The organism is Embleya hyalina (assembly GCF_003967355.1).
GTDB classification, from domain to species: domain Bacteria; phylum Actinomycetota; class Actinomycetes; order Streptomycetales; family Streptomycetaceae; genus Embleya; species Embleya hyalina.
The window spans coordinates 313,731-338,424 of sequence record NZ_BIFH01000014.1; the positions used below are offsets into that span (position 1 = coordinate 313,731).

24 protein-coding genes are annotated in these 24,694 nt (G+C 73.0%); 8 read left to right on the forward strand and 16 right to left on the reverse strand.

The window, feature by feature from the left end; genetic code table 11:
• Positions 1-23 precede the first annotated feature (23 nt).
• Both EMA17_RS05765 and EMA17_RS05770 read right to left on the reverse strand, forming a co-directional pair.
• Positions 24-929 carry an ABC transporter substrate-binding protein gene (locus tag EMA17_RS05765; protein WP_246126469.1) on the reverse strand — a complete coding sequence of 302 codons (906 nt, stop codon included), beginning with the start codon at positions 927-929 and terminating at the stop codon, positions 24-26.
• Positions 930-1,188: 259 nt separating this feature from the next.
• Positions 1,189-2,151 (reverse strand): UbiA family prenyltransferase, encoded by a 963-nt coding sequence (locus EMA17_RS05770; RefSeq protein WP_126635812.1) that lies wholly within the window; start codon positions 2,149-2,151, stop codon positions 1,189-1,191.
• A 321-nt stretch (positions 2,152-2,472) separates the two neighbouring features.
• On the opposite strand from EMA17_RS05770, the gene EMA17_RS05775 reads away from it, so the two are divergent.
• The 3 genes from EMA17_RS05775 to EMA17_RS05785 are packed head-to-tail and all read left to right on the forward strand — an operon-like array spanning position 2,473 to position 5,111.
• Positions 2,473-3,576: a type III polyketide synthase gene (locus EMA17_RS05775; RefSeq protein WP_126635813.1), complete on the forward strand. Its 1,104-nt coding sequence runs from the start codon at positions 2,473-2,475 to the stop codon at positions 3,574-3,576.
• 6 nt (positions 3,577-3,582) lie between these two features.
• Positions 3,583-4,101 carry an isoprenylcysteine carboxyl methyltransferase family protein gene (locus EMA17_RS05780; RefSeq protein ID WP_126635814.1) on the forward strand — a complete coding sequence of 173 codons (519 nt, stop codon included), beginning with the start codon at positions 3,583-3,585 and terminating at the stop codon, positions 4,099-4,101.
• On the forward strand, positions 4,098-5,111 hold the full coding sequence (locus tag EMA17_RS05785) for an NAD(P)/FAD-dependent oxidoreductase (RefSeq protein ID WP_126635815.1): 1,014 nt from the start codon (positions 4,098-4,100) through the stop codon (positions 5,109-5,111). Before EMA17_RS05780 ends, EMA17_RS05785 begins: the two co-directional genes overlap by 4 nt.
• A gap of 864 nt (positions 5,112-5,975) precedes the next feature.
• On the opposite strand, the gene pdxR is transcribed toward EMA17_RS05785, so the two are convergent.
• The 6 genes from pdxR to EMA17_RS05815 form a co-directional block, all read right to left on the reverse strand.
• A complete protein-coding gene (gene pdxR / locus EMA17_RS05790) occupies positions 5,976-7,421 on the reverse strand; it encodes a MocR-like pyridoxine biosynthesis transcription factor PdxR (RefSeq protein ID WP_126635816.1) in 1,446 nt (481 codons plus the stop codon).
• Complete coding sequence (locus tag EMA17_RS55915; RefSeq protein WP_126635817.1) at positions 7,422-7,700, reverse strand: hypothetical protein; 279 nt, start codon at positions 7,698-7,700, stop codon at positions 7,422-7,424. It abuts the gene before it with no gap.
• Positions 7,701-7,842: 142 nt separating this feature from the next.
• A complete protein-coding gene (locus EMA17_RS05800) occupies positions 7,843-8,682 on the reverse strand; it encodes an SAM-dependent methyltransferase (protein ID WP_126635818.1) in 840 nt (279 codons plus the stop codon).
• Positions 8,683-8,935: 253 nt separating this feature from the next.
• Positions 8,936-10,459, reverse strand: a complete 1,524-nt coding sequence (locus EMA17_RS05805) for an RNA polymerase sigma factor (protein WP_126635819.1) — start codon at positions 10,457-10,459, stop codon at positions 8,936-8,938.
• A gap of 960 nt (positions 10,460-11,419) precedes the next feature.
• On the reverse strand, positions 11,420-12,286 hold the full coding sequence (locus tag EMA17_RS05810; protein WP_126635820.1) for an NmrA family NAD(P)-binding protein: 867 nt from the start codon (positions 12,284-12,286) through the stop codon (positions 11,420-11,422).
• Between the two features lie 102 nt (positions 12,287-12,388).
• The gene (locus EMA17_RS05815; protein WP_126635821.1) at positions 12,389-13,237 is read right to left on the reverse strand and encodes an AraC family transcriptional regulator; all 849 of its coding nucleotides are present in this window, start codon (positions 13,235-13,237) and stop codon (positions 12,389-12,391) included.
• Positions 13,238-13,457: 220 nt separating this feature from the next.
• Here EMA17_RS05815 and EMA17_RS05820 point away from each other — a divergent pair, with 220 nt between their 5' ends.
• From EMA17_RS05820 to EMA17_RS05830, 3 genes are all read left to right on the forward strand, one after another.
• Positions 13,458-14,348, forward strand: a complete 891-nt coding sequence (locus EMA17_RS05820) for an SIS domain-containing protein (RefSeq protein WP_126635822.1) — start codon at positions 13,458-13,460, stop codon at positions 14,346-14,348.
• Between the two features lie 34 nt (positions 14,349-14,382).
• Entirely contained in the window at positions 14,383-15,315 is a 933-nt protein-coding gene (locus EMA17_RS05825; protein ID WP_126635823.1) for a 1-phosphofructokinase family hexose kinase, read from the forward strand.
• Between the two features lie 64 nt (positions 15,316-15,379).
• The gene (locus tag EMA17_RS05830; protein ID WP_126635824.1) at positions 15,380-16,237 is read left to right on the forward strand and encodes a class II fructose-bisphosphate aldolase; all 858 of its coding nucleotides are present in this window, start codon (positions 15,380-15,382) and stop codon (positions 16,235-16,237) included.
• Positions 16,238-16,297: 60 nt separating this feature from the next.
• Here EMA17_RS05830 and EMA17_RS05835 read toward each other — a convergent pair whose 3' ends face one another.
• The 7 genes from EMA17_RS05835 to EMA17_RS05865 all read right to left on the reverse strand — a co-directional run bounded on the left by EMA17_RS05835 (position 16,298) and on the right by EMA17_RS05865 (position 22,266).
• Positions 16,298-17,677: a cytochrome P450 gene (locus EMA17_RS05835; protein WP_126635825.1), complete on the reverse strand. Its 1,380-nt coding sequence runs from the start codon at positions 17,675-17,677 to the stop codon at positions 16,298-16,300.
• Positions 17,674-18,294: a GTP-binding protein gene (locus EMA17_RS05840; protein WP_126635826.1), complete on the reverse strand. Its 621-nt coding sequence runs from the start codon at positions 18,292-18,294 to the stop codon at positions 17,674-17,676. The genes EMA17_RS05835 and EMA17_RS05840 overlap by 4 nt, the downstream gene beginning before the upstream one ends.
• Positions 18,275-18,625, reverse strand: coding sequence for a DUF742 domain-containing protein (locus tag EMA17_RS05845; RefSeq protein WP_126635827.1), 351 nt, complete (start codon positions 18,623-18,625; stop codon positions 18,275-18,277). Before EMA17_RS05845 ends, EMA17_RS05840 begins: the two co-directional genes overlap by 20 nt.
• The gene (locus EMA17_RS05850) at positions 18,622-19,029 is read right to left on the reverse strand and encodes a roadblock/LC7 domain-containing protein (protein WP_126635828.1); all 408 of its coding nucleotides are present in this window, start codon (positions 19,027-19,029) and stop codon (positions 18,622-18,624) included. Before EMA17_RS05850 ends, EMA17_RS05845 begins: the two co-directional genes overlap by 4 nt.
• The gene (locus EMA17_RS05855) at positions 19,026-20,429 is read right to left on the reverse strand and encodes a sensor histidine kinase (RefSeq protein WP_126635829.1); all 1,404 of its coding nucleotides are present in this window, start codon (positions 20,427-20,429) and stop codon (positions 19,026-19,028) included. Before EMA17_RS05855 ends, EMA17_RS05850 begins: the two co-directional genes overlap by 4 nt.
• Before the next feature lie 466 nt (positions 20,430-20,895).
• Complete coding sequence (locus EMA17_RS05860; protein ID WP_126635830.1) at positions 20,896-21,480, reverse strand: septum formation family protein; 585 nt, start codon at positions 21,478-21,480, stop codon at positions 20,896-20,898.
• A gap of 168 nt (positions 21,481-21,648) precedes the next feature.
• Positions 21,649-22,266, reverse strand: a complete 618-nt coding sequence (locus EMA17_RS05865) for a CGNR zinc finger domain-containing protein (RefSeq protein ID WP_126635831.1) — start codon at positions 22,264-22,266, stop codon at positions 21,649-21,651.
• A 358-nt stretch (positions 22,267-22,624) separates the two neighbouring features.
• Here EMA17_RS05865 and EMA17_RS05870 point away from each other — a divergent pair, with 358 nt between their 5' ends.
• Positions 22,625-23,137 (forward strand): GtrA domain-containing protein, encoded by a 513-nt coding sequence (locus EMA17_RS05870; RefSeq protein ID WP_126635832.1) that lies wholly within the window; start codon positions 22,625-22,627, stop codon positions 23,135-23,137.
• Between the two features lie 73 nt (positions 23,138-23,210).
• Here the strand turns inward: EMA17_RS05870 and EMA17_RS05875 are convergent, their stop codons facing one another.
• Positions 23,211-23,969, reverse strand: a complete 759-nt coding sequence (locus EMA17_RS05875) for an IclR family transcriptional regulator (protein WP_126636109.1) — start codon at positions 23,967-23,969, stop codon at positions 23,211-23,213.
• Between the two features lie 368 nt (positions 23,970-24,337).
• Here EMA17_RS05875 and EMA17_RS55920 point away from each other — a divergent pair, with 368 nt between their 5' ends.
• The gene (locus EMA17_RS55920; RefSeq protein ID WP_321170712.1) at positions 24,338-24,445 is read left to right on the forward strand and encodes a putative leader peptide; all 108 of its coding nucleotides are present in this window, start codon (positions 24,338-24,340) and stop codon (positions 24,443-24,445) included.
• The last annotated feature ends 249 nt before the right edge of the window (positions 24,446-24,694 follow it).

A 24,694-nucleotide genomic window follows, 5' to 3' on the forward strand; every position in this document is an offset into this window, starting at 1 on the left:
ACGGCGCGGGCCGGACCCCGGGATCAGGAGGTGGCGCCGTTGATCGTGACGTCGGTGACGGCCCCGGCCTCGACCTTCCAGTTGGCCAGGATCTTGGCGTACTCGCCGTTCTTGATCAGTGCCTCCAGGGCCGACTTCAGCGCCTGCTGGAGCTGCGTGTTGTCCTTGCCGACGCCGATGCCGTACAGGCCGGCGTCGATCTGGTCGCCGGTGACCTCGAAGTCCTTGCCGTCGCCGGAGGTCTGCGCGTTGTACGCGGCGACGGGGAAGTCGTTGAGGTCGGCCGCGGCGGCGCCGCTCTTGAGCTTCAGCAGGGCCTCGCCGTCGTGCTCGTACTTCTGGATGTTGATCGCGCCCTTGCCCGAGTCCTGACACTTCTTGGACTGGGCGCTGGCGACGTCCTCGTTGGTGGTCGCCTGCTGGAGCGCGACGGTCTTCCCGCACAGGTCGTCGAGCGAGGTGATCTTCTGCGGGTTGCCCTTCTGCACCAGGATCGAGGTGCCCGCGCGGAAGTAGTCGACGAACGACAGGCCCTGGCCCTGGCGTTCCTTCTTGTCCGTCATCGCGGACATCACGATGTCGAAGCGCTTGGACGTGATGCCGGTGATCAGCGAGTCGAACTGCGAGTTCTTGTAGTCGTACTTGACGCCCAGCTGCTTGGCGAGCGCGGCGGCCAGCTCGGGGTCGACGCCGACCGCCTTGCCGTCCTTCATGAACTCGATGGGCGCGTAGGCGACCTCGGAGCCGATCGTGATCTTGCCGGACTTCTGGACGTCGGGCGGCAGCATCTTGAAGAACGGGGCGTTCTCGTCCTTCTTGCCGAGCGCGCTGTCGCCGCCGTCGTCGCCACAGGCGGTCAACAGCATGGATCCCGCGATCAGGGTCGCGGCGGACGCGATCAGACGGCGGTGGGTGAAGCGACCGCTCATGTGCGGGTTCCTCCAGTGTGAGGGGACAGAGGTGCCGGCACGGCACGAGCTGGCTCGGGGCGACCGATCTGCGGGCGGTTTGGACTGATCCTGGATCGAGCTATGGGCATGAATGATTTCCTGATGCTCTGAGCGGGACAATGGGACAGATTGTTAAATACGAAGATCCAATTTGACAGACCGTCAAGCAGCGATCGCTCTATTTCATCCCATCAGCCCTTTTTCAGGGCATACCGAAACAGCTCTGGCGGGGACGGGTCTACGCGCATTGGCGTGATGATCGTCCGACGTCACGCGAACCGGCCCGTGCGATCCCGGTACCCCGGCGGATCAGCAGCGCAACGTCGATCGCGGCGACCGCCACGGAGGTCGCGAAGGGGATCCGGGGCCGCCGGCCGCCGAGCAGGGCGCCGGCCGCGGCGAGCGTGCCCGCGCCGAGCAGGGCGAGTCGGCCCGCGCGATCCGGTCGGCCGTACGCGAGCAGCGCGGTGGCGGCGAGGAGCGGCAGCGGGGTGAGCGCCCGGATCCCGCTCGGGCCGAGCCGGTGCGGCAGGCCGCGCACGCCCGCCGCCCGATCGTCGGCCAGGTCCGGCAGCGCGTCCGCCAGATGCGCCCCGCAGCCGAGCAGCGCGGCGGCGGTGACGATCCACCAGGTGGGCCCGGGCCGGTCCGGCAGCCCGAACGCGACGAACGTCGGCAGGCTGCCGAATCCGATCGCGTAGGGCACCCACGACCCGGCGGTGCCCTTGACCCCGAGGTCGTACGCCCAGGCCGCACCCACGCCGACCAGATGCGCGGTGCCGGCCGCGGGCCCGGACGCGTAGGACAGCGGAACGCACACCACGAGCGCGCGGCGGGCGGCGCGCGCCACCCGATCGGCCCCGACCAGGCCGGCCGCCACCGGCTTGCCGCCGCGCCCCGCCGCCCGGTCCCGCGCGGCGTCCACCGCGTCGTTGCACCAGCCGACCGACAACTGCCCGGCGAGCACGGCCGCGCCGACCAGTACGCAGCCGCGCGCGTCCCGGCCGGCGGCGCGGGCGAGCCCGGTGGTGAGTGCCGTGACGGCGACGGTCGGGCCCGGGTGGCAGGCGAGCAGGAGGCCGACGACGGGGGCCCGTTCGGGGGATTCGTGGGTGCCGGCGGGGCGGCGGGCTCGGAGGCGGGTGAGGGGGCGGCCGAGGGGGTGCGGGGCGGGGCGGTTCGGCGCTGCGGTGTCACTCACGTGGGTGTCCTTCGGACGAGTGGGCGGACGAGTCGGCGGGCGGGTCGAGGCGAGTCGGCGGCGCGTCGAGTGCGGGCCGGTGGGCGGGCGGAGGCGGGCCGGCGTGCGGGTCGAGACGGGTCGGCGTGCGGGCCGGCGGGCCGGTCGGCGGTGGGACGGGGCGGGGCACGAGCGCATGCGGGCGGCAACTACGGGCAAACGACGTGGGTTCCGTGTTTCCGCTGGGCACTGTTCCAGCGTTCCCTACCTCTCCCGCTCTCCGATACCTGCCTTTTCACCCGCTATTCCAGCCTCGCCCCCTAATCCAGCAGGGGAATCGCCATGACCCGCATCGCCGCCGTCCGTGGCGCACTGCCGCCGCACCGATACCCGCAGGCCGAGATCACCGACACGTTCGCGGCGCTGTGCCTGCCGACCGGCGCCGATCGGCGCGTCCTCGACCGGGTGCACGCCAGTGCCCGGGTGGACACGCGCCATCTGGCGCTGCCGCTCGACCACTACGCCAAGTTGGCGGACTTCGGCGCGGCCAACGACGTCTGGCTGGAGGTCGCGGTCGACCTCGCCGCCGAGGCGACCGAGTCCGCGCTCGGCGCCGCCGGGTTCGGCGCGCGGGACGTGGACCTGATCCTGTTCACCACCGTGACCGGCCTGGCGGTGCCCTCCGTCGACGCGCGCCTGGTGGGCCGGCTCGGCCTGCGCGAGGACGTCAAACGGCTGCCGGTGTTCGGTCTGGGCTGCGTGGCGGGCGCGGCCGGGATCGCCCGGCTGCACGACTACCTGCGCGACCGGCCCGACCAGGTCGCGGTGTTGGTCTCGGTCGAGTTGTGCTCGCTCACCCTCCAGCGCGACGACGCGTCGATGGCCAACGTGGTGGCGAGCGCGCTGTTCGGCGACGGCGCGGCGGCCGTGGTGCTCTGTGGGGACGACCGGGGCGGGCCGGCGGGCGAGCCGGGACCCGAGCCGGGACACGGCCGCCGCCCCGAGCCCGGGCGCGGCCCCGGGGTGATCGCCGCCCGCAGCCGGATGTATCCCGACTCCGAGCGGGTGATGGGCTGGGACGTGGGCGGCTCGGGCTTTCGGATCGTGCTCGGCGCCGACGTACCGGAGATGGCGCGCACCCATCTCGGCGGCGACGTTCGGGACTTCCTCGCCGACCACGGCCTGACCACGGCCGACATCACCGCGTGGGTATGCCACCCCGGCGGCCCCAGGGTGCTGGAGGCGGTCGCCGAGACGCTGGACCTGCCCGCCGGTGCCCTCGACGCGACCTGGCGGTCCCTGGCCGCGACCGGGAACCTGTCCTCGACGTCGGTGCTGCACGTGTTGCGCGACACGATCGCCGCCGGGCCGGAACCCGGGACACCCGGCCTGATGATCGCGATGGGGCCGGGGTTCTGCTCCGAACTCGTCCTGGTGGAGTGGTAGGTCGCGATGTATTGGTATTTCGGCCTGGTCGGCCTGGTCGCCCTCGAACGGCTCGCGGAACTGGTGGTCGCCCGACGCAATCTGGCCTGGAGCCTGGCCCGGGGCGGCGTGGTCAGCGGCCGGGGACACTATCCGCCGATGGTCGTGCTGCACGTCGGCCTGCTGGCCGCGTGCGTACTCGAAGTCGGCCTGGCCGACCGGCCGTTCGTACCCGCGTTCGGGTGGACCATGGTCGCGCTCACGGTGGCCGCGCAGGCGTTGCGCTGGTGGTGCGTCACCGCGCTCGGGCCGCACTGGAACACCCGGGTCGTGGTCGTGCCCGGGTCGCCGCCGATCCGGCGCGGGCCGTATCGGCTCTCCTGGCTGCGCCACCCCAACTACGTCGCGGTCGCGGTGGAGGGCGCGGCGCTGCCCCTGGTGCACGGCGCCTGGATCACCGCGCTCGCCTTCACCACCCTCAACGCCGCGCTGATGGTGGTCCGGATCCGCTGCGAGTCGGCCGCGTTGTCGGCGGCGACCGCGTGATCGACCTGCTCGTCGCGGGTGGTGGGCCGGCGGGGCTGGCCACCGCGATCCACGGCGCGCTCGCGGGGCTGTGCGTGGTGGTGGTCGAACCGCGCCCGACACCGGTGGACAAGGCGTGCGGCGAGGGGCTGATGCCGGCGGGAGTGGCCGCGCTCGCCGCGCTCGGGGTGACGCCCGCCGGGCGGCCGTTGGCCGGCATCCGGTACGTGGACACCCGGCACGCGGTGGAGGCGCGGTTCCGGGCCGGGCCGGGGCTCGGGGTGCGCCGGACCACGCTGCACGCGGCGCTGTACGAACGGGCCCTCGCCGTCGGCGTGGAGCACCGGATCGGCCGGGTCGCCGAGGTCCGCCAGGACGCGGACACGGTGACCGCGGCCGGGCTGACCGCGCGTTGGCTCGCGGCGGCCGACGGGCTGCACTCGCCCGTGCGGGCCGCGCTCGGGCCCGCGCCGCGCGATCGGCGGGACCGGCGGTACGGGCTGCGCCGGCACTACCCGATCGCGCCGTGGACCGAGTTCGTCGAGGTGCACTGGTCGCCGCGCGGCGAGGCGTACGTGACCCCGGTCGGCCCGGATCTGGTGGGCGTGGCCATGCTCGGCCCGCGCGGTCGCACGTACGCCGACCACCTCGCCGCGTTCCCGGCCCTGCGCGAACGGCTGGCGGGCGCGGCGGGCGGCGAGGTGCGCGGGGCGGGACCGCTGCGACAGCGGGTGCGTGGCCGCGTCGCGGGCCGGGTGCTGCTCGTGGGCGACGCGGCCGGCTACACCGACGCGCTCACCGGCGAGGGCGTCGCCCTGGCCCTGGCCTCGGCCCGCGCCCTGGTCGCGGCCGTGCGGGCGGGCCGCCCCGAGCGCTACGAAAGCGACTGGCGCCGCCTCTCCCGCCGCCACCGCCTCCTCACCGAAGCCCTCCTCACCGCCCGCGCCCACCCCCGAACCGCCCGCCTGATCGTCCCCACCGCCCACCGCCTCCCCACCGCCTTCGCCACGCTCGTGAACGCGCTCGCCTGACCGGCGTGCAGGCCACAATCGCGAGGCGCCGCCGCCCGGGCGCAGAGCCCGAAGAGGCGCACGAAACGGAGTCCCGCCCCCGGGCGGCTCGCCCGGCAAGGCGAGGGGGCGTTCTGCGAGGAAGCCGCCTGCCGAACACCGTGGCGCAAGCGCCGAGGAGCCGCGTGAAGCGGTCCCCGTTCCGGGACCCGGTTGCGTGGCGCTGCCCGGGTGTCCGGCCTGGTGAGGCGAGGGCGGGCGTTCTGTGGGGAACCGCCTGTTGAACAGCGTGGCGCAAGCGCCGGGGAGCCGCGTGGAGTCGGCCCTGTTCCGGGACTCGGTTGCGTGGCGCTGCCTGGGTGTTTGGCCTGGTGAGGTGAGGGGGCGTTCTGCGGGGAAGCTGCCTGTCGAACAGCGTGGTGCAAGGGCCGGGGCCGTGTGGAGTGGGCCCCGTTCCGGGACTCGGTTGCGTGGCGCTGCGCGGGTGTTCGGCCTGGTGAGGTGAGGGGGCGTTCTGCGGGGAAGCTGCCTGTCGAACACCGTGGCGCAGGCGCCGGGGGGCCGGGTGGAGTGCGCTCCGTTCCGGGACCCGGTTGCGCGCTGCCGCCCGGGCGCTCGCGCTGGCAAGGTGACGGGGCGGTCTGCGGGGGGGGAGCCGTCTGTTGAACAGCGTGGTGCAAGGGCCGGGGCCGTGTGGAGTGGGCCCCGTTCCGGGACTCGGTTGTGCGGCGCTGCGCGGGTGTTCGGCCTGGTGAGGTGAGGGCGGGCGGTTTGGGGGAAGCTGCCTGTCGGACAGCGTGGCGCAGGCGCCGAGGGTCGTGTGGAGTGGGCCCCGTTCCCGGAACGGGGGCTCGGTGTTGCTCGAAATGGGGACCGGGTGGGTGGTTAGCCCGTTGTCGTCGCCAGGGCTCGGCACAGGGCCGTTACCGCTGCCGGGTACGCGTGGTCCGGGGGAGTGGCGTAGCCGACCACGAGGCCGTCGCGGACGGGGGAGTCGGTGTCGGGGTGGCGGAAGACGGACAGGGCGTCCAGGGCCAGGCCCTCGCGCTCGGCTGCGGCGATGGCGGCCGGCTCGGTGCCTGGCGGTAGTTGCAGCACCGCGTGCAGCCCGGCGGCGATCCCCGTCGCGCGCACGTGCGGCGCGTGTTCGGCCAGCGCCGCGACCAGGTGGTCCCGGCGGGCCCGATAACGCTGCCGCATCCGGCGGATGTGCCGGTCGTAGTGGCCGCCTTCGATGAAGTCCGCGAGGGTGAGCTGATCGGTGACCCCGGCCCACGCCTCGCGCTGCCCCTTCACCGCGAGCACGTCCTCGACCAGATGCCCGGGCAGCACCATCCACCCGAGCCGGATCGCGGGGGACAGGCTCTTGCTGACCGAACCGACGTAGATCACCCGGTCCGGGTCCATGCCCTGGACCGCGCCCACCGGCCGCCGGTCGTAGCGGAACTCCCCGTCGTAGTCGTCCTCCACCACGATCCCGCCACCCGCCCGCGCCCAGTCGAGCGCGGCGACCCGACGCTCGGGCGGCAGCGGCCCGCCGGTGGGGAACTGGTGGGCCGGGGTGAGCACCGCCACCCGCGCCCCCGCCAACGCGACCGACCCGGCGGCCGTGTCGGCGCCGTGTTCGTCGATCGCCAGCGGCAACGTGCGCACCGACGCCGCGGCCAGGATGGAGCGATGGAAGGCCAGCCCGTACGCCTCCACCGCGGCCGGCCCCCGCAACACACCGCCGAACAACAGCCGCAACGCGTGCGCGAACCCGGAGCAGACGACGATCCGGTCCGGATGGGTACGCACCCCCCGCACCCGCGCGAGGTAGTCCGCCAGCGCGGCCCGCAACTCCGGGCGTCCCTGCGGATCCCCGGGCCCGAACGCCTCGCTCGGCGCCGCGTTCAACGCCCGCCGCGCCGACGCCACCCACGCCGCGCGCGGGAAGGACGCCGCGTCGGGCTGCCCCTGGCGCAGGTTGTACGTCGGCCCCGCCGAATTCCCGGCGACCGGCCGCATCCTGGCCCGGCGCCGCGGCGCGGCCAACGGCTCGGCCCGCCGGGCGACCCGCGTCCCGGACCCCTGCCGCGCGGTCAACCAGCCCTCGGCGACCAACTCCGCGTACGCGTCGGCGACGGTGTTGCGCGCGATGCCCAGGTCCGCCGCGAGCGAACGATACGGCGGCAACGGCGTGTCCGGCCCCAGCCGTCCGGTGCGGATCGCCTCCCGGATCGCCCGGATCAACCCGGCCCGCCGGCCACCCGCCCCGGACACCTCCAGATGCAGGTCCCGCCCGATCCACCGGGCCGGATCGTCCGCACGGCCCGCCTCGTCGCGCGTCACCTACGCGAGGCCCGGCGCGCGCCGGGCCCGGTCGCCGCCGATCACGCGGTCGAGGAGCCCCGGGAAGAGCGCGTCGAGGTCGGCGTGGCGCAGTTCGCTCACCCGGGCGGTGCCGAGCCTGTGCCGGGTGATCACCCCGGCCTCGCGCAACACGCGGACGGACGTCTGCGGCACCGGCTCCGGGTGGATGGCCGCCGGCGCGGGCTGCTCGAGCGGACGGGGGTCCGCGACCGACGCGCTCCGCGTGCTCGACGCGCTGCGCGTACTCGGCGTGCTCATCGCCCCATCGTACGCATCGTGCGAACAACGCCGTGGTTCGACGAACGACGCGGTACGACATCCATATCCATGGTGCGAACCCGTTCGGACTCCCGGCCCGATCGACGAGCACGCCGACGCGACACCACCGCCCGCGGGCCCGCTACGGCTTGCGGGCGACCGCGCCGAGGACCAGGCGTTGGGACACCGTGAGGGCGGCCTCGTCGACGGGCTCCTCCGGGCGCCACAGGTCGACGTACACCAGCCCCGGATCGGCCGGCTCCAGGCCGTCGAGGTAGGCGGCGATCTCCGCGCGCTCGCGGAACCGGCCGCTCTTGTGCGAGCCCTGCATGACCCGCTCCATCTGCTCCGACTCCGGACCGCCGCGCAGGAAGTGGGTCAGGAACAGCCAACTTCCGGACGGCAGCGCGTCGAGGTAGGTGCGCAGCAGGCCGGCCGGGTCCTCGTCGTCGTTGATGTGGTGGATGACGCCCAGCAACATCAGCGCGACCGGCCGGTCGAAGTCGATCAGGCGCAACACCTCGGGGTTCTTCAGGATCGACCCGGGCTCGCGCAGGTCGGCCGTGATCACCGTGGTCCGCTCGTTCTCGGCCAGCAGCGCACGGCCGTGCGCGAGCACGATCGGGTCGTTGTCGACGTAGACCACGGTGCTGTCCGCCGCCACCGCCTGGGCGACCTGGTGGGTGTTCTGCGCGGTCGGCAGGCCGGACCCGATGTCGAGGAACTGCCGGACGCCCTGCTCGACCAGGAAGCGCACACCCCGGTGCAGGATGCGCCGATGCGCGCCGGCGTCGCGCGCGAGGTCGGGCGATACCGCGATCAGCTTCCGGGCCACCTCGCGGTCGGCGGCGTAGTTGTCCTTGCCGCCGATCAGGAAGTCGTAGACGCGGGCGACGCTGGGCACGGTGACGTCGATGCCGGCCGGCGCGGGCGCGCCCTCCGGGTCGGTCGACCACAGTCGGGATTCCGCGTTCTCGGTCATGATCTCAACACCTCGTGGTCGCCGGAGGGGCCGAACGGCTCACCGCCGATGGTAGGCGGCGACCGATGGGTTCCCGCGGTCGACTCCCTTGCCGCACGCGGGAGTTCGCGATGGGCGCAGGGGACGAATCGGCCGATGTCCGCACTTTGTGGGCTCGGCCGGGGCGTCGAGGTGGTGTTCCGGCGCGGGGATTGCGCCGGGTACGGACGGAGGGCGCCGCCGTGGCGGTCCGTCCGTACCCGGGGTCCTGCCTCTAGTCCAGGTAGTCGCGCAGCACCTGGGAGCGGGACGGGTGGCGCAGCTTGGACATCGTCTTCGACTCGATCTGCCGGATGCGCTCGCGCGTCACCCCGTAGACCTTGCCGATCTCGTCCAGCGTCTTGGGCTGACCGTCGGTGAGCCCGAAGCGCATCGAGATCACCCCGGCCTCGCGCTCGGCGAGGGTGTCCAGGACCGAGTGCAGCTGCTCCTGGAGCAGGGTGAAGCTGACCGCGTCGGCCGGCCGGATCGCCTCGGTGTCCTCGATCAGGTCGCCGAATTCGCTGTCGCCCTCCTCGCCGAGGGGGGTGTGCAGCGAGATCGGCTCGCGGCCGTACTTCTGGACCTCGACGACCTTCTCCGGCGTCATGTCGAGTTCCTTGGCCAGCTCCTCCGGGGTGGGCTCGCGGCCCAGGTCCTGGAGCATCTGGCGCTGCACGCGGGCGAGCTTGTTGATCACCTCGACCATGTGGACCGGGATGCGGATGGTCCGCGCCTGGTCGGCCATGGCCCGGGTGATCGCCTGCCGGATCCACCACGTGGCGTAGGTGGAGAACTTGAAGCCCTTCGTGTAGTCGAACTTCTCGACCGCACGAATGAGACCGACGTTGCCCTCCTGGATCAGGTCCAGGAAGAGCATGCCGCGGCCGGTGTAGCGCTTGGCCAGCGAGACGACCAGGCGGAGGTTGGCCTCGAGCAGGTGGTTCTTGGCCCGCTTGCCGTCCTCGGCGACGAGTTCGAGCTCGTGCCGGAACTGCGGGGTCAGGCCGGGCTCGGTGTCCAGCTTCTCCAGCGCGAACAGGCCGGCCTCGATGCGCTTGGCGATCGACACCTCCTGCTCGGCGTTGAGCAGCGAGACCTTGCCGATCAGCCGCAGGTAGTCCTTGACCGGGTCCGCGGTGGCACCCGGCGTGGTGACCTGCTGCTGCGGGGCGTCGTCCTCGTCGGTGGTGAGAACGAAACCGCTGGGCCCGACCTCGGGGGCCACGGCGTCGCCGGGCTCGTCGAACAGGTCCTCTTCGACCAACGCCTCGTCGCCGTCCTTGGGGACACTCGGCTCGACGGGGGTCGTCTCGGTGGTGGTGGTGGACGTCGTCTTCTTGGCCGCGGTCTTCTTCTTGGCTGCGGCCTTCTTCGGCTTCGGAGCAGATTCCACGACGGACTCTCCCGATTCCGTTGCCGCGGGCGTGACTTGCGCGGGCAAGGTCTCTGTGTTCTTGACACGGGTTGAGCGCGTGGATAGCGTCTTCTTGACAGATCGCCGAGTTGTGGCTACGTCTCTCCGTTGGGTCTCTTTGACCGGGTTGACGGTCAACGTCACACCCGCCTCGTCAAGAACCTCGTTGAGGCTACGGAGGATGCTCTTCCACTGCGTCGCAGGGATGGCATCCGTTTCGAAGGCTCGGCGTATGTCCTCGCCGGTAATCGATCCTTCGGCACGGCCGCGCTCGATGAGCGCCACCAGAGATTCCGATTCGGCGATTCTGTTGGGAAGCGTGCTGGACGAGCTCGGGGTCACAAATAACCTCTCGGTTCACGCGGGCATGCTGCGGCGCCGCAACTACACCGAATCGATGACGGATCCGCGGGACCGGACCCGTCGGCGCTGCCGGCGCCACTCAAGGCATCGCTCCGATCGGTACAAGTGTTACGCCTCCACGAGGGTGACCTGGGTCACGTCGGTCCGCAGCGGCTTCGAGCGGTTGGTCCCCCAGTGTGCGGGACGATCCGGTGATCTGCGCGATCGTGCCGATGGGCCCGGGTTTCCGGGCTCGGGCGCGGTCGCACACGAACGCCGGGTCGGGGATCGACGGCGACCGACCGGATGCCGGTGGGACGAGACGGATGTTCGGGACGGGTGGGGTTGGAGGGACAGGACAGGGATCGGTCGTCGGCGTCGGGGTCGCTCGGACGATCCCGAACCTGTCTTGAGAATGCCCGCCCTCGGGCGCGTTACGCCCGCGAAGTCGGGGGCCGCCGCCGGGCGTCGGACTTCGGGCGGGTGGGCCGGCGGGGGCGGGGCGAGGACCGGGGCGAGGGCCGGGGCGCGGCGGAAAGCGGTGGCCGGCCTTTTTCGCGCGGTCGTGCGGCGGTATTGCGTGGGGTGGTGCGGGCGGCCGGGAATTGTGCGTCGCCGGGGTCGGTATTCATCGGCTGTTCGGGTGGTTGTGGTTGTGTGCGATGTTCTCGACGGCGGGATGGATATCCGGTACGCCGCGTCGGCGAAAGAGTGAACTCGCATGGATTGTTTCGCCGGCCGATACCGAGCGTGCCGCTTTCGGCCGCGATGTGTGAGCGCGGTGATTCGGCGGGTGCGGTCAAGAATGCGGTCGGGTGATTGCGGGCCGGATTCTTTTGCCTTCTTCGGCGGCTCGGGCGGGACATCCGACGGGGCGTCGGGGAATTCGATCACGGGCGTGCCGCCGGGCCCGTCCGCGGTGCGTCGGACGGGCCCGGCGGGCGGGTGGGTCGTGGGGGGTCAGGGCGTCCAGGCGCCGGTGGGGGCGGCGGAGCGCACGAACTCGGTGAAGTCGCGGGCCGGGCGGCCGAGCGCGCGCGGGACGCCGTCGGAGATCGCGGCCTCCAGGCCGCGGTGGATGCTGCCCAGAGCCGAGGTCCACATGGCCACCTCGACCTCGGGTACACCCTGGGCGATCAGGGCGGCGGCGTACTCGTCGGGGTCGGCGGCCACGTAGTCGGCCCGCCGGCCGCCGGCGGCGGCGATCTCGGCCAGCGCGGCGTCGAAGGTCAGCGCCCGGGGGCCGGACAGTTCGTAGGTCTCGCCGTCGTGGCCGGGATCGAGCAGGGCGGCGGCGGCCACGGCGCCGATGTCCTCGGTGTCGACGAAGGACACCGCCGCGGTGCCGGTCGGCAGGACCAACTCGCCGGCGCGGACGCCGTCGCGGAACAGGCCCTCGCTGAAGTTCTGCGCGAACCACCCCGGGCGCAGGATCGTCCACGCCGGGCCGGCGTCGCGCACCGCCGCCTCCAGGTCGAGGCGGGCCCGGGTGGCCGGGTCGTCCGGGGCGAAGTAGCCGGGGGTGTCGACGCCCCGTGCGGAGAGCAGGACGACGCGCTCGACGCCGGCGGCGACCGCCCGACGGACGAAGGCGGGACCGGCCTCGGCGCCGTCCAGCGGGACCAGGTAGACGGCACGGACGCCGTCGAGGACCCGATCCCAGGTGCTCTCGTCGGACCAGTCGAAGGGGACCTCGGTGGATCGGGAGGCGACGCGGACGTCGGCGCCCCGGGCACGCAGGGCGGCGGCGGCGCGGCTGCCGGTCTTGCCGGTGCCGCCCAGGACGAGGATCGGGTGGCGCGACGCGGGTCGGGTCGTGGTTGTCATGCGTCCAGCCTGCTCGGGACGCCGCCCGGCAACCATGGGCGAGAAGCCGGGGGACATGTGCGTGCGTCCGGGACCTCGCCCGCACGGTTTCGCGGGGCAGCCCTAGGCGGCGCGGTGGGCCGAGGGGCTCAGGCCGCGGACTCGTTTGAAGGCGGTGCTGAACGCGAACGCGTCCGCGTAGCCGACGCGGCGGGCCACGGCGGCGACCGTGGCGTCGGGTTCGGTGAGCAGTTCGGCGGCCAGGGCCATTCGCCACTCGGTCAGGTACGTGAGCGGCGGTCGGCCGACCCGGGCGGTGAATCGTTCGGCGAGCGAGGTACGGGAGACGCCGGCCTCGGCGGCCAGGGCGGCGATCGTCCAGGGGCGGGCCGGGGCGTCGTGTACGGCGCGCAGGGCGGCGCCCACGATCGGATCGGCCAGGGCCAGGTACCACTCCGGGGCATGGGCCTCGGGGAGGTCGAACCAGGCCCGCAGCGTGCAGGCGAGCAACCAGTCGAGCAGGCGGTCCAGCACGACCTGTTGGCCCGGCCGGTCGGCGGCGACCTCGGTGGAGAGGAAGTCCAGGAGTCGATGGTCGCCGTCGGGGTCCGGCACCACGAGCAGGTCGGGCAGCGCGGTGGGCAGCCGGCGGCCGACGTCGGTGTGCGCGCGGTAGGCGCCGGAGATCAACTCGGTGGGTGCGTCGGTCGGCGCGTCGGTGGACGGGGCGGTGGGCGCGTCGGCGACGAAGGCGAACGGGGCCGGGCCGCGCACCACCGCCGTGTCGCCCGGGCGCAGCGGGCGCGACGGTCCACTCTCGGGCACGAGGCGGCCGCCGCCGCGCACGAGTGTGCAGATGGTCAGCGGCGTGCGGGAGTCGAGCCGGACGGACCCCGCCGGGGACAGGATCCGCCGGTCGAACAGGGCCCCGTCGGCCCTGATCCCGCGCAGCAGGTCGGCCAATCCATCCATGGGAGGAGCCTAGCCGGCCGGGCCGGTGGCGAGCGCGGGTGGGCGGTGGGCGAGGCGGCGATCCGTGCCGGAATTTGCCGTGAATCGGGATGAGTCGGGCCCGGGTGAGATGTGCGACGTTGCTCATTCGTGCGTGAAACTGCTATCAAATGAATAGTTTCAAGCATGTGAGTGCAGCAGTGCGCAGCACTGCGCATCGTCCGAGCACCCCGGGAGCGCCATGACGACCGTCAGTCACACCTCCGCCGAGATCGCCACCCAGCCCGCGTTGTGGGCCCGCGCCGCCGCGCTCGCGGGGGAGTGCGCGGGGCTGCCGAAGAGCGGCGAGCGGGTCGCGGTCGTCGGTTGCGGGACGTCGTGGTTCATCGCGCAGGCGTACGCGGTGTCGCGCGAGCGGGCCGGGCTCGGGGTCACCGACGCCTTCGCGGCCTCGGAGTTCCCCGGCGTACGGGACTACGACCGGGTGGTCGCGCTGAGCCGCTCCGGCACCACGACCGAGGTGCTGCGGCTGCTCGCGGAGGTGCGCGGGGAGGTCGCCACGACCGCGATCACCGGCACGCCCGAAACGCCGATCGTGACCGCGGCGGACGAGATCGTGATGCTCGACTTCGCCGACGAGCGCTCGGTCGTGCAGACCCGGTTCGCCACCACGGCGCTCGCGTTGTTCCGTGCGCATCTGGGCGAGGACCTGGCCGCGGCGGTGCGGGACGCGGAGACCGCCGTCGCCTGGGAGCCGGACGCGGCGTTCGTGGCCGCCGAGCAGTTCACCTTCCTCGGCTCGTCGTGGTCGGCGGGGCTGGCCGCCGAGGCCGCGTTGAAGATGCGCGAGGCGGCGGGGGCGTGGACCGAGAGCTACCCGGTGATGGAGTACCGGCACGGGCCGATCAGCATCGCCGCGCCCAACCGGGTCACCTGGGTCTTCGGGCCGGTGCCGGAGGGGCTGGCCGAGCAGGTCGCGGTCACCGGCGGCACCTTCGTGGCCGGCGCGCTCGACCCGATGGCCGAGCTGATCCGGGTGCAAAAGCTCGCGGTCGCGATCGCGGAGAGCCGCGGGCTGAACCCGGACGAGCCGAGGCACCTCACCCGGTCCGTGGTGCTGGACGCGTCGTGACGGACGTCGGGCGCGGGCCGGCGGGGCGGACGTCGTGATCGTCACGGTGACGCCGAATCCGGCCTGGGATGTCACCTACCACCTGGAACGACTGGACCGGCACGGGGCGAACCGACCGGCGTCGGTCGGTGGGCGGGCCGGTGGCAAGGGGATCAACGTCGCGCGGGTGTTGCGCTCGCTCGGGGTCGCGGTCGCGGCGGTGGCGCCGCTGGGCGGGCCGACGGGCGAGCGAATACGGGCCGATCTGGCCGCGGCGGACATCGCGTTGACCGCGGTGCCGGTGGCGGACGAGACGCGGTGCACCACCACGATCGTGGAGACCGCCTCGGGCGGCGCGACGTCGTTGAACGAACTCGGCCCCGCGCGGACCGCCGAGGAGTGGGCGAGAGTGGTCGCCGCCGCGGCCGGACTGCTGCCCGCCGCCTCGGTGTTGGTGCTCTCCGGGAGCCTGCCGCCGGGGGTGCCGGAGGGCGGATACGCGGAACTGGTCGGCCGGGCGCGGGCGGCGGGCGTGCCGGTGGTGTTGGACGCCTCGGGGCCGGCGCTGCTCGCGGGGGTGGCGGCGGGGCCGGACGTGGTCAAGCCGAACGCGGACGAGTTGCTCGCGGCGACCGGGGAGAGCGATCCGCTGCGCGCGGTGGCCCGGTTGGCCGCGCGCACGGGGGCCGGCGGCGCGGTCGTCGCGTCGTTCGGTCCGGGCGGGATGTTGGCCGCCTCCGACGCCGGGTGGTGGCGGGCGGTGCCGCCGGAGTCGGTGCACGGCAACGCCACGGGCGCCGGGGACGCGGCGGTCGCGGCGCTGGCCCGGGGACTGGCCGAGGGCGTGCCGTGGCCGGAGCGGTTGCGCGACGCGGTGGCCCTGTCGGCGGCGGCGGTGGCCGCGCCTTTGGCGGGGGACGTGGACGGCGACCTGTACCGGGCCTGGCGGCCTCGGGTGCGGGTGGAGGCGGTGGCGCCGCCGCCGTAGGGCGCGGGCGGCGCGGTGGTGATGGTTGTGGTGCCGGGCGGGATCGTTCCAGAGGAGTTGTGCGATGGGCTTGACCTCGACGGGGATATTGACCGACGCGGCGCGGGCGGACGGGGTGGGGGTGGCCGCGTTCAACGTGATCACCCTCGAACACGCCGAGGCGGTGGTGACGGCCGCCGAGCGGGCCGGGCTGCCGGTGGTGGTGGCGATCAGTGAGAACGCGGTGAAGTTCCGGGGCGGGCGGCTGGGACCGCTCGCGGCGGCGTGCCGGGTGCTGGCGGAGGAGGCCGAGGTGCCGGTGGCCCTGCACCTGGACCACGTCGAGTCGGTCGAACTGCTGGCGGCGGCCGAGGGTACGGGGATCGGCTCGGTGATGTTCGACGCCTCGCGGCTCGGCTACGCGGAGAACGTGGCGGCGACCGCCGACGCGGTGGCCTGGGCGCATGCTCGCGGCATCACCCTGGAGGCCGAACTCGGCGAGGTGGGCGGCAAGCCGGGCCATCCCGCGCTGGACGCACACGCGCCCGGGGCGCGCACGGATCCGGCCGAGGCGGCGGCATACGTGCGGGCGACCGGGGTGGACGCGTTGGCCGTCGCGGTCGGCAGCAGCCACGCGATGCTCGACCGCACCGCCACGCTCGACCACGACCTGATCGCCCGGCTGCGCGAGGCGGTCGGCGTCCCGCTGGTGCTGCACGGCTCGTCCGGCGTGCCGGACGAGGAACTGCGGGCGGCGGTGTCGGCCGGGATGACCAAGATCAACGTCGGTACGGCGCTGAACATCGCCTACACCGGCACGCTGCGCGAGCACCTGGCGGCCACCCCCGGCAAGGCCGACCCGCGACCGGCGCTGTCCGCTTCGCGGGCGGCGATGGTCGACGCGGTCGGGGCCCTGCTGCGGGTGATCACCGCGAAGCGCTGAATCCGGCGGGTCGGGCCCGGGAGGTGATCGAGCGCCGGGGGTGGCCCGGCGCTCGCCGGATCAGCCGAAGAGCCACGTGCTCAGCCGCGTCCACCATGTGGTGGGCGGCGGCGGGAGCGGCGGCTCCGCCCGGCGGGTCGCGCGGCCGGTGCGGGCGGGATGGACCCACTCGGCGGGCTCCACCAGGGGGACCGGGGTGAATTCGACCGGCAGCGAGGTCAGGTAGCGGGCCCAGGTGGCGGCGTGCCAGGCCGGCGGCCGGTCCGGGTGGGCCAGTCGGATGTCGGGCAGTCGGCCGTTGAGGGTGTCGATCGCGGTGTCGGTGATGGCCCGACCGATGTCCTGTCCCGGACACAGGTGCGCGCCGCCGCTGAACGCCAGGTGGGCCCGGTTGTGGTGGACGGGCACGGTGAGGTCGGTACGGATCCGCGGGTCGACGTTGCCGGCCATCACGCCGAGCACCAGCAGGTCGCCGGCCCGGATCCGGCGCCCGCCCAACTCGGTGTCGACCAGCGCCCAGCGACCGGGGATGACCCACAACGGCGGTTCGTCCCACAGGACCTGCTCGACCGCGTCGGGCAGGCTCAGCCGGGCGCCGGCCAGCGAGGCGGCGAACCGGTCGTCGGTGAGCACCACCCGCAGGGTGTTGGCGATCAGCGCGATGGTCAGTTCGTTGGCGGCGACCATCACGAGCCTGAGGTGGTGCAGCACCTCGTCCTCGGACAGCTTGTTCGGGTGCTCGATCAGCCAGGACGGGAAGTCGGCGCCCGGTTCGCGACGTTTGCGGTCGGCCAGGTCGCGCAGCGTTTGCAGGATGAACTCGTTGGATTCCAGGGCGCGTTCGCTCTGCATCATCAACTCGGCGCTGGCCTGCACCAGTTGCGGACCCATTTCGTCGGGCAGACCGTAGAGCTGCGCGATGACCAGCATCGGCAACTGCTGGGCGAACTGGGCGACCAGGTCGGCGCGGCCGTCGGCGGCGATCCGGTCGATCAGGTCGTGCGACAGGCGTTGCACGTGTTTGCGGATGCCGCGCCGGTCGAACCGGTCCAGACTCTCCGTGACCACCGAGCGCAACCGCTGGTGTTCGGCGCCGTCGCTGGAGACGCAGTCGGGGCGATACTCCATGATCGGCAGGATCGTCGCGTCCGGCGGGATCCGGCCCTCGCGCCAGTCGCGCCAGTTGCGCGCGTCCCGGGAGAACCGGCTCGGCGTGCGCATGACCTCGAGGTTCTCCCGGTAGCCGAGCACCAGCCAGCCGGGGAAATCGCCGTCGACCAGGATCGGGGCGACCGCCCCGTGTTCGGCGCGCAGTCGTTCGTACGCGGCACCCGGATCCGCGATGGTCTCCGGACCGTACAACCGCGTGATGCCCTCGGTGGCCGTCGCGCCCGCGTGCGCGGGGCAACCGGGCGGCGGAACGGGGGGAGGAGCGGTCATGGCGTCTCCCGGTTCGTGGTGAGCGTGTGGAGGTATTGCATGAGCGCCATCAGCACATCCCGGCTGGAACCTCGGTCGCGGGCGTCGCAGTCGACCATCGGTACGGTGTCGTCGAGGTCGAGCGCACCGCGCAGTTCGTCCATGGAGTGGACGGGCGACTCGGGGAACGTGTTGACCGCGACCACGAACGGCACGCCGCGATCCTCCAGGCGGCCCATCACGTCGAAGCACACCTCCAGGCGTCGGGTGTCGACCAGCACCACGGCGCCCAGCGCGCCGTCGAACAGGCCGTTCCACAGGAACCAGAAGCGTTCCTGTCCCGGGGTGCCGAACAGGTAGAGCACCAGGCGCTCGTTGAGGCTGATCCGGCCGAAGTCCATCGCCACCGTCGTGGTGGTCTTGGCCTCGACGCCCGCGAGGTCGTCGATGCCGACGCCCGCCTGGGTCATCGTCTCCTCCGTGGTGAGGGGACGGATCTCGCTGACCGCGCCGACGAGGGTGGTCTTGCCGACCCCGAATCCGCCGACGATCACGACTTTGACCGCGGCGGCGGCCGTCGCGGGCAGCATGTCCTCGGGCCGCGGCCCGACGAGGGTCTCAGAGCCGTTGTAGTCCATGCATCACCGCCTTGAGGAGATCGATGTCGGGCAACGACGCGGCCGGGATCGGGGCCCGGGCCTCCAACTCGCCCGCGGTCACCATGTCCGCGAGCACCAGGGTCAGGACGCTGGTGGGCAACCGCATGTGGGCGGAGATCTCCGCCATCGACAACGGTTGTTCGCACATCCGCAGGATCGCGACGGGCTCGGGGCCCATCCCGCGGGTGGGTTCGTGCGTGGCGACGAACAGCGTCACGAGGTCCAACCGGCCGGGAACATCCGGGTTCTCCCCGACCAGGTAGAGCCGTTCGGGGTAGGGAACGCGTCGTGTGCGCCGCGGCACGGTCACGGGAAGGCCCCGTCGTGGCGCGGCGGACTGGTCAGGTGTTCGCCGATCCGGATCACCAGGTCGCGCATGCGGTGGCCGAGCAGGCCGGTGTCCACCTGGCCGTCGGCGAGCACCGCGAGGTAGGCGCCGGCGCCGGCGGCCATCATGTAGAAGTAGCCGCCGTTGACCTCGATCACCACCAGTCGCATCCGCCCGTCCCCCTTGGGGAATTCGGCGGCCACGGCGGCGGCCAGGCTCTGCAGGCCGGCGCACGCGGCGGCGAGCCGGTCGGCGGTGTCGGGGGCGGTGTCGTGCTGGGCCATCCGCAGGCCGTCGGCGGACAGCAGCACGATGTAGCGCGTGAACGGCACGCTCTTCGCGAGATCGGAGAGCATCCAGTCCATGTTGGGTCGGTACGCGGTCATCGGTATCCCCCGTCGTCCCACGAGTTTTCGCCGGTCTCGGATCGTCGTTCCTTGGGCGGCGGTTCGCCGTTGATGCCGCTGAGGAAGGCGTCCAGGCCCAGTCCCGGCGGGGTCTCGTCGACGCTCGGGGCGGCGGCGGGGGTCGGCCTGGCCGCTTGGTGTCCGCGCGTGCCACCGGCGCGGGGCACCGTGCCCAGGCCGCGTCGGCGGCGTTGCGGCAGACCGTTGGCGCCGAACTCGGTGTGCGCCGGCGTCTCGGTCATCAGGTCGTGCAGGGACGGGAGTTCTTCCAGGTGCGACAGGTGCTCGGGCATCGGGTACATCGGCGGCACGTTCGCGGTGATCTGGATCTGCGGGATGACCACGACGGCGCGCACGCCGCCGTAGGCCGACGGACGCAACATCACCTTGAAGTTGTAGGTGTGCGCGAGGCGGGCCACCACCGTCAGGCCGAGCCGCGGGGTCTCGCCCAGGTCGCCGAGGTTGAGCGCGTCGCCGTCCAGGGACAGGATGCGCTCGGCGCGACGGCGGGCCTCCTCGCTCAGACCGACGCCGGCGTCCTCGATCTCGACCGCGATGCCGCTCTGCACCTCGGTCGTGCTCAGGTGCACGGTGGTCGAGGGCGGCGAGTATCGGGTGGCGTTGTCGAGGAGTTCGGCGATCGCGTGGATCAGCGGTTCGACGTGCTGGGAGATCACCGCGACCTCGACGACCGACGACAGTTTGACCCGGCGGTAGTCGAGGATGCGCGACATCGCGCCGCGCAGCACGCTGTACATGCCGATGTCGGTCTCCCACTGGCGGCCCGGACGGGCGCCGCCGAGCACCGCGATGCTGTCGGCCATGCGGCCGATCAGCGCGTTGCCGTGGTCGAGGTGGAGCAGGTCGCGGAAGACCACCGGGTCGTCGCCGTGCCGGTCCTCCATGTCCCGCATGTCCTGGGCCTGTTGGTGGATGGTGGCCTGGACGCGGCGGGCGATGTTGACGAACGCGCGCTGGGCGGACTCGCGCAGGTCCTCCTCGGTGCTGACGGTGTCGATCACCGAGCGGATCACGTTGCGGTGCGCGACGGCGAACTCGGTCGGTTCCTCGGGGTGCGGCGCGACCTTGCGCATTACCTCGGGCACCGGTTCGCCCATCTTCAGTCGGCCGATCGCCTCGGGCAACATCTCCTCGGAGAGCCGGATCATCTCCGACTCCTGCTCGGCGAGTCGGCGGCGCAGGCCGATCTGTTGCTGCTGGAGCCTGGTGTGCAGTTGTGCGATCGTGCGCCCGCGCCTGCCCGCCTCCGCGGCGCACACGGCGACGGCGACGGTCGCGAGTCCACCGCACAGGGCCACCGCGGGGCGGGCCTGGGCGGAGACCGCGGCCACGGCCGCGGCCGCGCACACGGCTGTCACGAGGAAGGGGAGGATCCAGACGAGGGCCGGCCGTCGGCCTCCGGGGGACGATCCAGCGAGAACCATCGGCATCCTCGAAAAAGTCGGAATCGAATCGTGCGGGTGTCCTGCGGACCGCTCGGCGGATGGGTTCGCCGATGGCGTGTTCGGGTGCTCGCGCGGGCGGTATCGGTGCCCCGAAGGGCTGTTTGAGCACCGTCGCGGGCGCCAGGCTACGCGGATGCTCGGGGCGGATCGGTCGTGCGGCGCACATGCCCCTCGAACGGGTGAATCCGGCCTGAACAGGCCATCGATCAACGCGAACGCGATAAGGAAAACGCGGCCGATTCCCGTCGTCCGTCGGCCGGTTCGCGACCGCGGGCAACAGCCGGTTCGCGACCGCGCGAGGGGCCGACATGCCGCAGCCGACCCCGCCCGGGGACACGGGCGGGGTCGGCTGCGGTCGGGAACGGCGCGGCGTGCCGCGTTACTTCAGCGGAGCCGTCAGGGGTGTGCCGTCGGTGCGCTTGAGCAGGCAGGTCAGGTCCCGGTCGTGCTCGTTGAGCCAGCTGCCGGACGTGGGTCGGAACGACAGCTTGGAGAGCTCGATGGTGCTGTTGCGGCCGGCCGCGCCCGAGGTCAGCTCCGTGCACTTCGCGGTGATCTCCTCCTTGAACTTCATGCTCGTCGGAGGCAGCGAGTCGGGGATGGTGTATTCGCCCACCACCTCGGCGTCGTGCGGCGTGGTGCAGGCGACGGTGAGGACGTCCTCGCCCTTCTGATTGATGCAGTCGCCCTTGCGCAGCTTGACCATCTTGACCCGGCCGGGGCTGCTGATCGGGTTCGCGGTGCCGGCGGGCGGTCGGCTCGCGGACGGGTCGGACTTCGCGGGCGGGGTCGGGTCCGGGGGCATCGTCATCGCCGCGGGCTTCGACGCGGTCGCGGCCGGGGCGCCCTTGTGGTCCTTGTCGTCGTCGCTCTTGCCCAGGCAGCCGGACAGCAGCGTGGTGGCGACCAGGACGGCGGCCGCGGCGCCCGCGGAGCGCGTGTGGAGCAGGGACGGAACGCGCATGGAAGATCTGAGCCTCTCGCTGGGGATTCGCCCAGAGTCTTTCGGAGGCCGGCATTCCGGTCTTCAGGGGAGTCCCTTGTCTGCGTCTTCGCCGTCTTCGCCGTCTCCGGTGTTCCGTTGCCCCGCCGTCCCCGTCGTCCCCGTCGGCTCCGTCCGTGCGGGACGGGGCTAGCCGTCCGTCGACGGCCTGCTCCCGGGCGGGTTCTTGGTGCGCCGGTAGTGCCGGGCCACTCGGGCGCGGTTGCCGCATCCCGCCGAGCACCATTCGCGGCGCGGGTTGTTCCGGACGAAGTGCAGGACGCAGCCCGGGCCGTGACAGGCCCGCAACTCGGTCCGGTCCGCGCCGGTGAGCAGGTCGACGGTGGCGCCGGCCAGTTCGGCCAGGACCGCGGTGATCGGGTCGGCCTCGGTGCGGGTGACGGCGGTCGGCCAGGTCAGCTCGCGCCACCGCGGGGCGGCCCGGGTGTAGGTGTTCAGCCGCTCGACGGTGTCGGCGGCCGGCGTCGTGTCGGTCAGCGCGGCGGTGAGCAGGGCGCCGACGCAGTCGCGCAGGTCGAGGGCGCGGGCCAGGTCCCGCGCGTCCACCGCGAGCAGCGCGGCCTCGGACGGCGGGTTGCCCAGGCGCGGCGCGATGTCGCGGAGCCAGGCGGCCAGGTGCGCGGGCTCGGCCAGCCCCTCGTGCGGCGTGCCCCGTACCGCGTAGCGCGTATTGGCCAGCTCCACCGGCAGCGGTTCGCCGAGCAGGGGTGCGCCGCCGGGGTCGAGGTCCGCAATTCGTGTGCTCACGAAACTAATGCTACCGGGTCACGGTATCCATGTGGATGGCCGTGGGGGTCGGGTGGGGGGACGGCTGCGGGTCCGGGGGTGTGACGAGGGAGACATTTGCGGGGAACGAGTTGCGGGCGGGGTTGGTTCCCCGGTCCGGGGGTGGATTCGAACGAGGCTTTTTGTTCCGTTACGGGAGGTTTTGTCGGGCGTATTTCGGGCTCGCGGACGACGGCTTCGACCCCTGGCGGGCCTCCCTGTGGGGGGTGGGGACAACCCCACCCACAGAGGGAAGTGAGCACCATGGGGAATGTGTTGCCGAATCCCTAGGTTGGACCTGTCGGACCGAGGGGGTCCGCAGGGGGCCGAGGAGAGTCACGTGAACAACCGCAGCCGGGTCGCAGGGCAACAGGACACCACTCGGTCGACGACCCCCGGCACGGTCGCCTCCTTCGTTCGATTCGTGGTCTTCGGCGGGGGTACGGGACTGGCCTCCAGCGCCGCGCTCGTCGCGCTGAACGGGACCCTGCCGCTCGTCGTCACCAACGCCGTGGTCACCGCGGCCGGCACCCTCCTCGCCACCGAACTGCACAGCCGGTTCTCCTTCCGGGCGGGTCGCGCCAACCTCAAGGCGCACGCCCAGGCGGGCGGTTCGGCGCTGGTGGCCTACCTGTTCACCACTGCCGCGATGCTCGGGCTGCACGCGGTCCAGGCCGCGCCGAGCATCATGGTCGAGCAGGCCACCTACCTCACCGCCTCCGGTGTGGCGGGTCTGGCCCGGTTCGCGTTCCTGCGGCTCGCGGTGTTCGCCCGCCCGAAGGCCGCGTCGACCGTCACCGCCACCACCCGCACCCGTGTGCTGGGTCGCGACGCGCTCGTCGCCGCCGCCTGACCCGGCCGGTACATCCGGGGCCCGCCCCGACTCCCGCTGTGCCGGGGGTCGGGGCGGGCCCTTCGTCGTGCGCCTACTCGGCGGGCAGTCCGGACTCGCGCAGTCGGCGTCGATGCGGCGGGAGCAGCAGTACCTCCAGGGCGTCGGCGCACGCCCGGGCCCGGTCGCGGAACCACGGGATGCGCTCGTCGGTCATCACGGCGGGGGTGGAACGCACGGCCAGCGCGGCGTGTGCGTGTCCGGCGCGGTTCAGGATCGGTACGGCCAGGGTGCGCACCCCCGGTACCGACTCGCCGTCGTTGAGCGCGTAGCCGATCGCCCGCGCCGCGTCCAACTGGGCCCGGAGCGCGACCGGGTCCACGATCGTGCGGTCGGTCTGCGGGGCGAGCGGGAGCAGGGGGGCCAGGCCGCCGTCGGCCGGGTCGGCCCAGGCGAGCAGGACCTTGCCCAGCGCCGTCGAGTGCAGCGGTCGGCGCAGGCCCAGGCCGGTACCGGGCTGGACCGAACTGCCGACCAGGACCAGGGCGTGCCGGCCGCTGCGGATGGCCAGGTCGGACGTCGCCGACGTGCGTCGGGACAGCTGTTCCAATTCCGGCGCGGCGTGGTGCAGGCCGCGCTGGTGGTAGGCGAGCAGACCCAACTCGGCGACCACGGGACCCAGGCGGTAGCGGCTGGTGCGGTCGTCCTGGTCCAGGAAGCCCGCGCCGACCAGGGTCCGGGCGAGCCGGTGCGCGGTGGACACCGACAGGCCCAGGCGGCGGGCGATGTCCGACGCGCTCAGGTCGGTGCCGCCGGCCCGGAAGCAGTGCAGGATGCCGAGGGCGCGCTGCACGGCCCGGGCGCCGGAGGGGGCGGCCGGCGGGCGGGCCGGGTCGGGGGTGTGCGGGGTGCCGGTGTCCGTGGCGGCGGCCGGATCGTGCGCGGCGCTCGGTTCGCGTGTGGCGGTCGGCTCGTGTGTGGTGGTGGGCTCGTGTGCCGGGATCTTCGGAGTCTTCACTGGCTTCCCCAACTCGCCGTTCGACAGGCGGTTTTCACCATACGGCAAGGGTGCGGACCACTCCGCGCCACGGGGCGCGTCGGAGAGCGACCGAGTATCCCACATCGTGGGAAGGTTTGATCGAGTGGCGCGGATCGTGCCAGGATCTACCCGATGCGCCGTTCGGCGCGCCCGTGCCGGACGAATGCCGTGAGGAGGCCCGCGTGTCCGCAGTCGCGTCGTACACCGCGCCGCTCGCCGGCGTCCGCGCGCTGCTCACGAGCCGCCGGCACATCGACCTCGCGCGCGTCTCCAGCGCCGGCTGTCGCTGACCCGACCCGCGCGGTTCGCGTGGTTCTCCCGGGCTTTCGCCCGTCCCGGTGACGGGTCCCCGCCCGGTCGGGTGATGCCTTCGACGCGCCCCGGTTTCGGCCCGCGCGTCGGGTAGGTCCCGCCACGCCCTCCTCTGTTCCACCCCTCTCTTCTCTCTTCCTCTCTTTTCCTCGCCCGGACCGGTTCGGTCCCGGGTCGATCCGCGCCGCGTCGAACCGGTCGCGGGTCCCGTCGACGCTTCGAACGCG